The organism is Variovorax sp. P1_H12_2 (genome assembly GCF_056405335.1).
Window position 1 is genome coordinate 1 of the sequence record NZ_JBFUCI010000153.1, and the last position, 13,192, is coordinate 13,192.

At 67.7% G+C, this 13,192-nt stretch carries 15 protein-coding genes; 13 read left to right on the plus strand and 2 right to left on the minus strand.

Annotated features, from left to right (window positions below):
• Both AC1D2K_RS16700 and AC1D2K_RS16705 read right to left on the minus strand, forming a co-directional pair.
• On the minus strand, positions 1–804 hold an 804-nt coding region (locus tag AC1D2K_RS16700; RefSeq protein WP_478089951.1), incomplete at its 3' end, for a Bug family tripartite tricarboxylate transporter substrate binding protein.
• Positions 805–910: 106 nt separating this feature from the next.
• A complete protein-coding gene (locus tag AC1D2K_RS16705) occupies positions 911–1,723 on the minus strand; it encodes a FadR/GntR family transcriptional regulator (protein ID WP_478089952.1) in 813 nt (270 codons plus the stop codon).
• A 66-nt stretch (positions 1,724–1,789) separates the two neighbouring features.
• On the opposite strand from AC1D2K_RS16705, the gene AC1D2K_RS16710 reads away from it, so the two are divergent.
• The 13 genes from AC1D2K_RS16710 to AC1D2K_RS16770 form a co-directional block, all read left to right on the plus strand.
• Positions 1,790–2,623: an NAD-dependent epimerase/dehydratase family protein gene (locus AC1D2K_RS16710; RefSeq protein ID WP_478089953.1), complete on the plus strand. Its 834-nt coding sequence runs from the start codon at positions 1,790–1,792 to the stop codon at positions 2,621–2,623.
• Between the two features lie 5 nt (positions 2,624–2,628).
• Positions 2,629–3,519, plus strand: a complete 891-nt coding sequence (locus tag AC1D2K_RS16715; RefSeq protein WP_478089954.1) for an SMP-30/gluconolactonase/LRE family protein — start codon at positions 2,629–2,631, stop codon at positions 3,517–3,519.
• A gap of 46 nt (positions 3,520–3,565) precedes the next feature.
• Entirely contained in the window at positions 3,566–4,537 is a 972-nt protein-coding gene (locus AC1D2K_RS16720) for a TRAP transporter substrate-binding protein (protein WP_478089955.1), read from the plus strand.
• Positions 4,538–4,593: 56 nt separating this feature from the next.
• Positions 4,594–5,082 (plus strand): TRAP transporter small permease, encoded by a 489-nt coding sequence (locus AC1D2K_RS16725; RefSeq protein ID WP_478089956.1) that lies wholly within the window; start codon positions 4,594–4,596, stop codon positions 5,080–5,082.
• 143 nt (positions 5,083–5,225) lie between these two features.
• Entirely contained in the window at positions 5,226–6,521 is a 1,296-nt protein-coding gene (locus tag AC1D2K_RS16730; protein WP_478089957.1) for a TRAP transporter large permease, read from the plus strand.
• A 12-nt stretch (positions 6,522–6,533) separates the two neighbouring features.
• Entirely contained in the window at positions 6,534–8,120 is a 1,587-nt protein-coding gene (garD, locus tag AC1D2K_RS16735; RefSeq protein WP_478089958.1) for a galactarate dehydratase, read from the plus strand.
• Positions 8,121–8,160: 40 nt separating this feature from the next.
• A complete protein-coding gene (locus AC1D2K_RS16740) occupies positions 8,161–9,138 on the plus strand; it encodes a Bug family tripartite tricarboxylate transporter substrate binding protein (protein WP_478089965.1) in 978 nt (325 codons plus the stop codon).
• 28 nt (positions 9,139–9,166) lie between these two features.
• Positions 9,167–10,159, plus strand: a complete 993-nt coding sequence (locus AC1D2K_RS16745; RefSeq protein ID WP_478089959.1) for a Bug family tripartite tricarboxylate transporter substrate binding protein — start codon at positions 9,167–9,169, stop codon at positions 10,157–10,159.
• Between the two features lie 148 nt (positions 10,160–10,307).
• Positions 10,308–11,165, plus strand: coding sequence for an archaetidylserine decarboxylase (gene asd / locus AC1D2K_RS16750; protein ID WP_478089960.1), 858 nt, complete (start codon positions 10,308–10,310; stop codon positions 11,163–11,165).
• 138 nt (positions 11,166–11,303) lie between these two features.
• The gene (locus tag AC1D2K_RS16755; RefSeq protein ID WP_478089961.1) at positions 11,304–11,630 is read left to right on the plus strand and encodes a winged helix-turn-helix transcriptional regulator; all 327 of its coding nucleotides are present in this window, start codon (positions 11,304–11,306) and stop codon (positions 11,628–11,630) included.
• A 63-nt stretch (positions 11,631–11,693) separates the two neighbouring features.
• Positions 11,694–12,044: an FKBP-type peptidyl-prolyl cis-trans isomerase gene (locus AC1D2K_RS16760; RefSeq protein WP_478089962.1), complete on the plus strand. Its 351-nt coding sequence runs from the start codon at positions 11,694–11,696 to the stop codon at positions 12,042–12,044.
• Positions 12,045–12,232: 188 nt separating this feature from the next.
• Positions 12,233–12,799, plus strand: coding sequence for a nucleotide exchange factor GrpE (grpE, locus tag AC1D2K_RS16765; RefSeq protein WP_478089963.1), 567 nt, complete (start codon positions 12,233–12,235; stop codon positions 12,797–12,799).
• Positions 12,800–12,903: 104 nt separating this feature from the next.
• Positions 12,904–13,192, plus strand: a 289-nt coding sequence (locus tag AC1D2K_RS16770) for an Hsp70 family protein (RefSeq protein ID WP_478089964.1), incomplete at its 3' end; no start/stop codon positions are given.

Below are 13,192 nucleotides of genomic sequence, written 5' to 3' on the forward strand. Positions count from 1 at the left end.
GCGCTGCACCAGCGCCTCGGGCGTGCCGCGCGGCGCCAGCACGCCTTGCCAGGTGCCGGATTCGAAGCCGGGCACGCCCTGCTCCGCGATCGTCGGCACCTCGCCGATCAGCGGCATGCGCGTGCCCTTGGACACGCCCAGCACCTTGAGCTTGCCGCTCTGCACGTGCGGCAGCGTCGCCAGCATGCCGTTCATCAGCACCTGGGTCTGGCCGGCCACRGTGTCCTGCACCGCCTGCACGCCGCCCTTGTAGGGCACGTATTGCCAGCGCGCGCCGCTCGCGCGTTCCAGCGCGACCCCGGCCAGGTGCGGCGCACTTCCGGTGGCGGTGACCGCGAAATTGAGGTCCGACTTCTTCGACAGCGCGACCAGTTCCTTGAGGTTGCTGGCCGGCACCGACGGATGCACCACCAGCAGGTGCGGCGAATACGCCAGCATGGTCACGCCGCGCAGATCCCTGGCGGGGTCGAAGGACAGCTTGGTATAGACCGACGGACTGATCGCCAGCGCACCGACGTCGCACAGCAGCAGCGTGTAGCCGTCCGGCTGTGCCTTGGACACCAGGTCGGCGCCGAGGTTGCCGTTGGCGCCGGCGCGGTTCTCGACGATCACCGATTGCTTCAGCGCTTCCGACAAGGGCTGGCTGATGGAGCGCGCAATGATGTCGGACGACCCGCCGGGCGGATMCGGAACGACGATGCGGATCGGCTTCGAAGGCCAGGCGTCGGCGGCTTGGGCCGCACCGGCCGCCAGCAGGCTGCCGCCGAGCGCGCCGAGCACGAGATGGCGTCGATTCAAGGTCATGGGTGGGTCTCCGGGGTCGTTGAGGAATGAGCGTCGCATGACAGCGATGTCGTCAGTCATCGTACAACTAGTTCGGAAAGATGTCCAGCCATGGCCCGCTCGTCCCTCAGGCCGCCGACGCCTGGCCGGCCGCCGCTGCCTTGTCGGCGTCGAGCCGGGCCGCCTCCTGGGCGATCCGCAGGCGTTCGCGACTGTTGGTCAGGTGGATGCGCATGGCCGCGCGCGCCGATTCGGCATCGCGCCGCGCGATCGCCGCGTAGATCTCCTCGTGCTCGCGATTCACCCGGCTCAGGTACTCGCCACGCGGATCGTGGTTGCGGATCGCGCTGATGCGCGTGCGCGGAATGATCGTGGTGCCGAGATGGCTCATGATGTCCGCGAAATAGGGATTGCCGGTCGCCTGCGCGATCTGCAGGTGGAAGCGGAAATCGGGCGCCACGGTGTCGCCGGCCACGGTGACGTTGTGCTCGAAATCGTCGAGCGCCTGCCGCATGGCGGCGAGCTGCTCCTCGGTGCGGCGGGTCGCGGCCAGGCCGGCCGATTCGGTCTCCAGGCTGATGCGCAGCTCGAGCACCGCCAGCACGTCGACCGAGGTGGCGATGTCCGAGGCCTCGAGCCGGAACATGCCCGCGGCCCGCGGCTGGAGCACGAAGGTGCCGATGCCGTGGTGCGTTTCCACCAGCCCGCCGGCCTGCAGCTTGGAGAGCGCCTCCCGCACCACGGTGCGGCTCACGCCATAGGCCTGCATGATGGCCGACTCGGTCGGCAGCTTGTCGCCCGGACGCAGTTGCTGGCTGCGGATCTTCTCGCCCAGGTCGTCGACCAGGCCATGCGCGAGGCCCCGCCCCCTGCGGCGCGGCGTGGCGCCGAGGGCGGCGGCTTCGGTGGTTGCGGTTGACCCCGTTGACAGGTTCGACATCCGATGATGATAATCGTCTCCGCGTTGTACGACAACCGATAACTTACGACTTCAGACAGAGACACAATGAGCGCTCCTTCTTCCCCGCACTCCTGCGCGCCGCAAGTCGCACGCCTGCTCCTGACCGGTGCCGCAGGCGGCCTGGGCAAGGTCCTGCGCGAACGACTGCGCCCGTATGCGGCCGTGCTGCGGCTGTCCGACATCGCGGCGACTGCGCCGGCCGAGGGCCCGCACGAAGAGGTCGTCGCCTGCGACCTGTCCGACAAGAAGGCGGTCGATGCGCTGGTGGCCGGCTGCGATGCGATCGTGCACCTGGGCGGCGTCTCGGTGGAGCGGCCGTTCGAGGAGATCCTCGAGGCCAACATCAAGGGCGTGTTCCACATCTACGAAGCCGCGCGCCGGCATGGCGTCAAGCGGGTGGTGTTCGCCAGTTCCAACCACGTGATCGGCTTCTACCAGCAGACCGAGCACCTGGACGCCCATGTCGCACGCCGGCCCGATGGCTACTACGGCCTGTCGAAATCCTTCGGCGAGGACGTCGCCCAGTTCTACTTCGACCGCTGGGGCATCGAGACCGTGAGCATCCGCATCGGCTCCTCGTTCCCCGAGCCCCTCAACCGCCGGATGATGAGCACCTGGCTCAGCTACCGCGACCTGACCACGCTGATCGAGAAGTCGCTCTTCACGCCCGAGGTCGGGCACACGGTGGTCTACGGCATGTCGGCCAACCGCGACGTCTGGTGGGACAACGCTGCGGCCGCGCACCTGGGCTTCGTGCCGCAGGACAGCTCGGAAGTCTTTCGCGCCAAGGTCGAGGCGCAGCCGCCGGTGGCGCCCGGCGATCCGAATGCGATCTACCAGGGCGGCGCCTTCACCGCCCAGGGCCCCTTCGGAGACTGAGCGCCATGGCGAGCCAGGCCGAACTCGTGGTCGACGCGCGCTGCGGCACGGGCGAGAGCCCGGTGTGGTCCATGGCCGAAGAGGCCTTGTACTGGGTCGACATTCCGGGACGGGCGCTGCACCGCTGGTCCGCGGCCGGCCACACGCAATGGGCCAGCGAGGAAATTCCCGCCTGCATCGCGCCGCGCGCCGACCTGCCCGGCGCCTGGATCGCCGGGATGGAAAGCGGCCTGTTCTCGATCACGCCGCAGGCAGACGGAAGGCTCGCCGCCACCCGGCTCGCCGAGGTGGCGCACGCCGCGCCCGGCATGCGCTTCAACGACGGCCGCTGCGACCGCCAGGGCCGCTTCTGGGCCGGCACGATGAAGATGGACATGGCGGCCGGCGCGCGCGTCGGCCGGCTCTACCGGCATGACAAGGACAGCACGGCGCCTTCGCTGCAACTCGAAGACCTGATCGTTCCCAACGGCCTCGCCTTCAGCCCCGACGGCCGCACGATGTACCTCTCCGACTCGCACCCGAGCGTGCAGACCATCTGGGCCTTCGACTTCGACACCGCCACCGGCACGCCCTCGAGGCGGCGCGTCTTCGTCGACATGAATCCCCTGCCCGGCCGACCCGACGGCGCAGCGGTCGATGCCGACGGCTGCTACTGGATCTGCGGCAACGACGCCGGCCTGGTGCACCGCTTCACGCCCGAGGGCCGGCTCGACCGCTCGCTGGCGGTGCCGGTGAAGAAGCCGGCGATGTGCGCCTTCGGCGGGCCGAAGCTCGACACGCTGTTCGTCACCTCGATCCGCCCGGGCGGCGACCTCGCGGACCAGCCGCTGGCCGGCGGCGTGTTCGCGCTGCGGCCCGGCACCCAGGGCATCCCGGAGCCGGCCTTCGGCGCCTGATCCCGCTATTCAAAGCATCACGACAACCACCAACAGAGGAAGACAAATGAAGTTCAACAAGCACGCACTCATCGTCGCCATCGCGGCCTGCATGACCGCGATGGCCGCACAGGCCACCGAGTTCCGGTCGGCCGACATCCACCCCGACGACTACCCGACCGTGACCGCGGTCAAGTTCATGAGCGATCGCCTGAAACAGCTCTCCGGCGGCAAGGACAGCATCAAGGTGTTCAACAACAGCGCCCTGGGCAGCGAGAAGGACACGATCGAGCAGGCCAAGATCGGCGCGCTCCAGATGGTGCGCGTCAACATCGCGCCGATGAACAACATCTGCGCCGAGACGCAGGTGCCGACCATGCCCTTCCTGTTCCGCTCGGTCGACCACCTGCACAAGGTGCTCGACGGCCCGATCGGCGAGGAGATCCTCAAGTCCTGCGAGAAGCAGGGCTTCATCGGCCTGGCCTACTACGACAGCGGMGCGCGCTCGGTGTTCACCGCCAAGAAGCCGGTGCGCAGCTTCGCCGACATGARGGGGCTCAAGGTACGCGTGCAGCAATCCGACCTCTGGGTCTCGATGCTCGAGGCGATGGGGGCCAATGCCACGCCGATGCCGATGGGCGAGGTCTACACCGGCCTCAAGACCGGCCTGATCGACGCCGCAGAGAACAACTATCCGACCTACGAAAGCGCACGCGCCTTCGAGGTCGCCAAGTACTACACCAAGACCGAGCACTCGATGGCCCCCGAGATGCTGCTGTTCTCCAAGCGCGCCTGGGACAAGCTCACGCCCGAGCAGCAGGGCTGGCTGCGCCAGGCCGCCAAGGAATCGGTGCCCTACATGCGCCGGCAGTGGGAAGAGCGCGAAGTGAAGTCGCTCGCGACCGTGAAGGCCGGCGGCGCCGAGATCATCGAGATCGACAAGGCCCCGTTCCAGGCCGCGATGAAGCCGGTCTACGACAAGTTCATCGTCGACGCGAAGCTCAAGGACCTGGTCAAGCGCGTGCAGGAAACCAAGTAAGTCCGGTCGTTCCCACCCCGCCCCTCTCCCGCACGCGAGAGGGGCCAAGGCAAACCATGTACACGAAACTCTGCCGCACGCTGGCTCGCGCCTGCATGTGGCTGGGCATCTTCGGCCTCGTCGCGGTGATCTGCGCCGTGAGCTGGCAGGTGTTCGGCCGCTATGTCCTCAACAACACCCCCACCTGGGCCGAGAGCCTGGCGCTGCTGCTGGTGCTCTACGTGACCATGCTCGGCGTCGCCGTCGGCGTGCGCGACGCGGGCCACATCGGCCTCGAATCCTTCCTCGTGCTGGCGCCCGACGGGCTGCGCCTCAAGATGGAATTCCTGATCCATTGCCTGATCCTGCTGTTCGGCGCCGCGATGGCCTGGAACTGCGCCTCGCTGGCCGAGTCGGTCTGGGACTACCGGCTGCCCACGCTGTGGATCTCCGAGGGATGGAAGTACGTGCCGGCCGCCGTGTCCGGCGTCCTCATCGTGATGTTCTCGATCGAACACATCATCGCGCTCGCCAAAGGCCGCGAAGTCGAACCCGCCTGGGGATGAACAAGCACACCCCCAGGTTGGCCCACTTCGTGTGGCCGCCCACCCCCTTGCAGGGGGCCATACCAGCGGCCCGGCGAAGCCGGTTCCGCGGTATGTCTGGCCTTGCATCCCGCCTCTATGGCCTTGTCGTGAAGTTCTGACGCATGACTATCCCTCTTCTCATCTTGTGCGTGAGCTTCACGCTGTTCCTGCTGCTGGGTGTGCCGGTGGCGTTCTCGATCGGCCTGTCGGCCCTGTCCACGCTGCTCTACGAAGGGCTGCCACTGGAAGTCGGCTTCCAGCAGATGACCTCGGGCATGGGCATCTTCTCGTTCCTCGCAATCCCGTTCTTCATCTTCGCCGGCGAGCTGATGCTCTACGGCGGCATCGCCGACCGCATCGTCAACCTGGCGCGCGACCTGGTGGGCCACGTGCGCGGCGGCCTCGGCATGTCGAACGTGGTCGCCTGCACCCYGTTCGGCGGCGTCTCGGGCTCGCCCGTGGCCGACGTCTCGGCGATGGGCGCGGTGATGATCCCGATGATGAAGAAGGAGGGCTATCACGCGGACTACGCGGTCAACGTGACGACCCACGCGGCCCTGGTCGGCGCCCTGATGCCGACCAGCCACAACCTGATCATCTATTCGCTCGCGGCCGGCGGCAAGGTCTCGATCGCGGCGCTGATCCTGGCGGCGCTGCTGCCGGCCGCGGTGCTCACGCTCAGCAACCTGGCGGCGGCCTACCTGGTGGCGGTGAAGCGCGGCTACCCGGCCGGCAGCTTCCCGGGCTGGCAGATCGTCGGCCGCTCCTTCGCGGCCGCCCTGCCCGGCCTGTTCATCGTCGTGCTGATCCTCGGCGGCATCCTGTCGGGCGTGTTCACCGCGACCGAGTCGGCCGCGGTGGCCGTGCTGTATGCGCTGGCGCTGACGATCTTCGTCTACCGCACGCTCAAGTGGGAGCACTTCATCAAGGCGGCCTCGAAGGCGGTGCGCACCACCGGTGTGATCCTGCTGCTGATCGGCATCTCGAGCACCTTCGGCTACCTCATCAGCCTCTACGGCGTCGCCGAGCTGACGGGGCAGATGCTGTCGGAGGTCACGAGCACGCCGTGGGTGATCTTCCTGCTGATCAACGTCATCCTGTTCGTGCTGGGCACCTTCCTCGACATGGCGGCGACCATCCTGCTGTGCACGCCGATCTTCCTGCCGATCGCCCAGCACTACGGCATGAGCTCGGTGCAGTTCGGCATCGTGATGCTGATCAACTGCGCGCTGGGCCTGAACACGCCGCCGGTGGGCACGACGCAATTCGTCGGCTGCGCGATCGGCGGCGTCTCGGTGGGCACGGTGATGAAGACCATCTGGCCCTTCTACGGCGCGCTGATCTTCGCGCTCGGCGTTGTCACCTTCGTGCCGGCCTTCTCGACCTGGCTCCCGAGTCTCTTCATGGTCGTCAAGTAAAGGAGCACCGCCATGTCCGAAGCCGTCAAGCCGCCGCTCTACATCCGCATGCATGCGAACGACAACGTCGCGATCGTGGCCAACGACGGCGGGCTGGCGGCCGGCACGGTGTTCCCGTCCGGCCTCACGCTGCGCGAGAAGGTGCCGCAGGCCCACAAGGTGGCGCTGGTCGACATCCCCGAAGGCGGCGTGGTCCGGCGCTACGACGTCGCGATCGGCTATGCGCTGAAGGACATCGCGGCCGGCAGCTGGGTGCACGAGCGGCTCCTGAAGATGCCCGCCGCGCGCGAACTCGTAGGCCTGCCGATCGCCACCGTGAAGCCGCCCGCGATGCCGCCGCTCGAGGGCTACACCTTCGAGGGCTACCGCAATCCGGACGGCTCGGTGGGCTCGCGCAACATCCTCGCGATCACCCAGACCGTGCAGTGCGTGGCCGGCGTCACCGAGTTCGCGGTGCGGCGCATCAAGGCCGAGCTGCTGCCCAGGTACCCCAACGTCGACGATGTCGTGGCGCTCGAACACGGCTATGGCTGCGGCGTCGCGATCGACGCGCCCGACGCCATCATCCCGATCCGCACGCTGCGCAACATCAGCCTGAATCCGAACTTCGGCGGCGAAGTGATGGTGGTCAGCCTGGGCTGCGAGAAGCTGCAGCCCGAGCGCCTGATGCCGCCGGGCACCATCCCGCTCATCGACGAACGCAACGTGGCCGACGTGGGAGACAGCGCCGAGGCCAAGCTCGACGTCGTCTGCCTGCAGGACGACGCCCATGTCGGCTTCATGTCGATGGTCGACTCGATCCTGCGCCAGGCCGAGGAGCACCTCGAGCGCCTCGACGCCCGCCGGCGCGAGACCGTGCCGGCCAGCGAGCTGGTGGTCGGCGTGCAATGCGGCGGCAGCGATGCCTTCTCGGGCGTCACGGCCAATCCGGCGGTCGGCTTCTGCACCGACCTGCTGGTGCGCGCCGGCGCCACCGTGATGTTCTCGGAAGTCACCGAAGTGCGCGACGGCATCGACCAGCTCACCGCGCGCGCCACCACGCCCGAGGTCGCCGAGGCGATGATCCGCGAGATGGCCTGGTACGACGCCTACCTCGACCGCGGGCGCGTGGACCGCAGCGCCAACACCACGCCCGGCAACAAGAAGGGTGGGCTCTCCAACATCGTCGAGAAGGCCATGGGCTCGATCGTGAAGTCAGGCAGCGCGCCGATCTCGGGCGTGATCGCGCCGGGCGAGAAGGTGCGGCAGAAGGGCCTCGTCTACGCCGCCACGCCGGCCAGCGACTTCATCTGCGGCACGCTGCAGTTGGCCGCGGGCATCAACCTGCATGTGTTCACCACGGGTCGCGGCACCCCCTACGGCCTGGCCGAGGTGCCGGTGATCAAGGTCGCGACGCGCAGCGACCTGGCGCGCCGCTGGCACGACCTGATGGACGTCAATGCCGGGCGCATCGCGGACGGCGACGCCACCATCGAGGACGTGGGCTGGGAGCTGTTCCGCCTGATGCTTGATGTCGCCAGCGGCCGCAGGAAGACCTGGGCCGAGCAGTGGAAGCTGCACAACGCGCTGGTGCTGTTCAAYCCGGCGCCGGTCACCTGAAGGCGCGCGAGCGCACCCATCAACAACCACGGAGACAAGCATCTTGAAATCAACCTTCCTGCGCAGCCTGGCCGCGCTCTCGACCGCCACCGCCCTGTCGCTCGGCCTGGCGGCGCCCGCCGCGGCCGAAAGCGATTTCCCGAGCCGGACCATCGAACTGCTGGTGCCCTACCAGCCGGGCGGCGGCACCGACGGACTGGCGCGCACCTTCGCCGACGCCAGCCGCAAGCACATGGCCCAGTCGATGGTGATCGTCAACCGGCCCGGCGCCGGCGGCGCGATCGGCTGGACCGAGGTCATCAACGCCAAGCCCGACGGCTACAAGCTCGCGGTGCTGACCGTGGAGCTGCTCACGCTGCCGCACCTCGGCCTGGCCAAGTTCAACTACGACGACTTCCAGCCGATCGCGCAGCTCAACGCCGACCCGGCCGCGATCACGGTCAAGGCCGACGCACCGTGGAACACGGTCGAGGAATTCCTGGCCGATGCCAAGAAGTCCCCGGAGAGCGTGCGCGTCGGCAATTCCGGCAACGGCTCGATCTGGCACCTGGCCGCGGCCGCGCTCGAAGACAAGACCGGCGCCAGGTTCGGCCACATCCCGTTCCAGGGCGCCGCGCCCGCGGTGCTGGCGCTGCTCGGCGGCCACATCGAGGCGGTGGCCGTGAGCCCGGCCGAGGTCACGACGCACGTGCAGTCGGGCAAGCTGAAGATGCTGATGGTCATGGCCGACCAGCGCGTGAAGGGCTTCGAGAAGGTGCCGACCGCCAAGGAGCGCGGCATCGACCTCTCGATCGGCACCTGGCGCGGCCTCGGCGCACCGAAGAACACGCCGCCCGAAGTGATGGCCAGGCTGCGCGAGATCACCGCCAAGACGGCCGCCGAACCCATGATGCGCGAAGCCATGGACAAGCAGAACCTGGGCTACGTCTACACCGACGGCGCGGTCTTCAAGGAGACGCTGGCCCGGGACAACGCCTATTACAAGAGCCTGATCACCAAGCTCAACATCAAACCCTGAGACCTCGCGACCCAGTAGGAGACCCGCCATGCAACGCCGCACCCTGATCCACACCGCACTCGCATCGCTGGCCGCGGGCCTGCCGGCCCTGCCCGCCTTCGCGCAGGGCCAATGGCCGACGGCCAAGCCGATCACCTACCTGGTCCCCTTCCCTGCCGGCGGCACCACCGACGTGCTGGCGCGGCTGATCAGCCAGAAGCTGGGCCCGGTGCTGGGCACCAGCGTCGTCATCGACAACAAGGGCGGCGCCGGCGGCAGCGTCGGCTCGGAGATCGCGGCGCGCGCGGCGCCCGACGGCTTCACGCTGCTGGGCGGCACCATCAGCTCGCACGCGATCAACGTCAGCCTCTACCCCAAGATCGGCTACGACCCGCAGAAGTCCTTTGCGCCGGTGACGCTGATCGGCACCAACCCCGTCGTGCTGGTGGTCAACCAGGCGAGCCCGTACAAGACGCTCAAGGACCTGCTCGAGGCCAGCCGCTCCAAGCCGGGCGGGCTGTCGTCGGCCTCGGCCGGCACCGGCACCTCGCAGCACCTGGCGCTGGAATTGCTGGCCTACAAGTCGGGCGTCAAGTTCACGCACATCCCGTACAAGGGCAGCGGCCCGGCGATCCAGGATGTGATCGGCGGCCAGGTCGACATGATGTTCGACACCACCGTGGTGGCGGGTCCGCACATCCAGAGCGGCAAGCTGCGCGCGCTGGCCGTGACCTCGGCCAGGCGCCTGGCCTCGATGCCGGACGTGCCGACGGTCGCCGAATCGGGCGTTCCGGGGCTGGCTGATTTTGAGGTGGTGTCGTGGCAGGCGATCTTCGTGCCGGCCGGCACGCCGGCGCCGATCGTCGACCGCCTGCACACCGAGATCCGCAAGATCCTCGCGCAGCCCGAGATGCAGGAGAAGATGAAGGGCTTCGGCATGGAACCTGCCGACCTGACCACGGCGCAGATCGCGGCCTTCCAGAAGGCCGAAGTGGAAAAATGGGCGCAGGTCATCAAGGCCGCGAACATCAAAGCCGAGTGACTGACCCCCACGCTCCGTCACTGCGTGTACTCGCTRCCCCCCGAGGGGGCCGCAGGCCGCCTTGGGGCGGCCCGGCGCCGGCCTGATCCCGCGAGAGCGCCAGGGGGCCGGTCGATAGAATCGCCTTCCGTTTTCCTGGGAACACCTCTTGTCCGATCGCCTCCCCGTCCTGCCTCAATATCTCTTCCCCAAGCAGGCGCTGACCACTTTCGCCGGCTGGGTCGCGGGCAAGGAGCGCGGGTCGGTCACGACCTGGATCATCCGCCGCTTCGTCGCCAAGTACGGCGTCAACATGGGCGAGGCGCTCGACAGCGACATCGCGAGCTATCCCAGCTTCAATGCCTTCTTCACCCGGGCGCTCAAACCCGGTGCGCGGCCCCTGGCCCAAGCCGACCTGATCTCGCCGGTGGACGGCGCGATCAGCCAGTTCGGCGCCATCGAGGGCGACCGGATCTTCCAGGCCAAGGGCCACCGCTATTCGACCACCGCGCTGGTCGGCGGCGACGCCACCCTGGCCGCGCATTTCGAGCACGGCAGCTTCGCCACGCTCTACCTGAGCCCGAAGGACTACCACCGCATCCACATGCCGTGCGACGGCCGCCTGCTGCGCATGATCTATGTGCCGGGCGAGCTGTTCTCGGTCAACCCGGCCACCGCGCGCGGCGTGCCCGGCCTGTTCGCGCGCAACGAGCGCGTGGTCTGCGTCTTCGAGTCGGCCCGCGGCCCCTTCGTGCTGGTGCTGGTCGGCGCGACCATCGTGGGCAGCATGGCGACCGTCTGGCACGGCGTGGTGAATCCGCCACGCGGCGGCGAGGTGCGCGAATGGYACTACGCCGACCGGCAGATCGTGCTCGCGCAAGGCGAGGAAATGGGCCGCTTCCTGCTCGGCTCCACGGTGGTGATGCTGTTTCCGGCCCCGCCGCTGGCCTTCGCGCCGGAGTGGGCGCCGGCCCGCCCGGTGCGGCTCGGCGAAGCCATGGCCAACTTTCCTCGCCTGATGCCGTGATCCCACGGGCCGCAGCCCGCTTGCCGCGACAGCTATAAAACTTGTAGCAAGCGGCCTTCTGGGATATAGTCGCCGGCCGATTCCGGGTGCCCCCACCCCCTACAAAAAAACACGCGGCGACCCGAGGAGATGAAGTCGATGAGCAGCAAGGAAAACGCAGCCGTCAGCCAATTGCTCGCGCTGCTGGAAGCCCGCTACGCGCTGCGCGTTCTCTGGGCCCTCCGGGACGGTCACGCCCAGACCTTCCGCCTACTGCAGGACAGCGTCGGCAGCATCACGCCCAACACGCTGAACACCCGCATCAAGGAGCTTCGCGAGGCCGGGCTGGTGAACCACGGCAGCGAAGGCTACAGCCTGACCCTGAGCGGCCAGGACCTGCTCAAGCGCCTGTCGGACCTGCAGGCCTTTGCGGGCAAATGGCAGCAGACCCAGGTCAAGAAGACGGCGCCTCCTCCTGCGCCGTAGCGCCGTGCGGGGTCGTTAAACTGCCCGGTTTCCCACCTTTTCCAAATCCCAAAGGAGCGCTCCATGACCACCACTCCCTCCGGCCTGCAATACGAAGACACCATGGTCGGCGAAGGCGCCGAAGCCAAGGCTGGCCACCACGTGCATGTGCATTACACCGGCTGGCTCTTCAACGACGGCGTCCAGGGCGCCAAGTTCGATTCCAGCCGCGACCGCAACGACCCGTTCGCCTTCTCGCTGGGCGCCGGCCAGGTCATCAAGGGCTGGGACGAAGGCGTCGCCGGCATGAAGATCGGCGGCAAGCGCACCCTGATCATCCCGGCCGCCCTCGGCTATGGCGCCCGCGGCGCCGGCGGCGTCATCCCGCCCAACGCCACCCTCAAGTTCGACGTCGAGCTGCTGGACGCCCACTGAGCTAGCCAGAACCAGCCCCCACGCTCCTCACAGCGTGTGTCGGCGCCGGCTTGATCCAGCGCCAATGAGGTCCCCCATGCGCCGCCGCCGGCGCATTTTTTTGTCTTGAAAACCGCCCGGCGAGCCCCAAATGGCTGCCTATTGTTCGTTTTTCATTGATTTCCGGCGTGGCCGCCGGCATTTTGAGCATGTCAGACCCGCAAAACACCCCCCTGAACCCCAACACCCTGCAAGGTGAACCCAGCCCCGAGGAACTCGAGGCCGCCCAGGCTGCGAACGAAGCCGACGCGTTGGCCGAGGCCCAGGCCGAGATTGCCGAGCTGAAGTCCAAGAACGCCGACCTGGTCGACCAGTTCCTGCGCGCCCAGGCCGACGTGCAGAACGCCCGCCGCCGGGCCGACGAAGAGATCACCAAGGGCCGCAAGTTCGCCATCGAGGGCTTCGCCGAGAGCCTGCTGCCGGTGCTCGACAGCCTCGAAGCCGGGCTGGCGATCCCCGAGGCGACCGCCGAGCACCTGCGCGAGGGCACCGAAGCCACTCTGCGCCAGCTCAAGAGCGCGCTCGAGCGCAACAAGGTGATCGAGATCGCGCCGCCGGCCGGCGCCAAGTTCGACCCGCACCAGCACCAGGCGATCTCGGTGGTTCCGGCGCCGGGCCAGGAGCCCAACACCATCGCGAGCGTGCTCCAGAAGGGCTACACGATCGCCGACCGCGTGCTGCGCCCGGCCCTGGTGACCGTCAGCAGCCCGAGCTGAAACCAACAAGAAACCCACAGGAAATCCCCGCTTCGTCCCTTGAATCGCAGCGGGTTATCCACAAGTTCACAACAACCTAATTTTCAGAGTCCAGGAGAAACAACATGGCCAAAATCATCGGCATCGACCTCGGCACCACGAACTCGTGCGTGTCGATCATGGAAGGCAACACCACGCGTGTGATCGAGAACTCGGAAGGCGCCCGCACGACGCCCTCGATCGTGGCTTACCAGGAAGACGGCGAAGTGCTGGTCGGTGCCTCTGCCAAGCGCCAGGCGGTCACCAACCCGAAGAACACGATCTATGCCGTCAAGCGCCTGATCGGCCGCAAGTTCGAGGAAAAGGAAGTCCAGAAGGACATCGACCTGATGCCCTACAGCATCACCAAGGCCG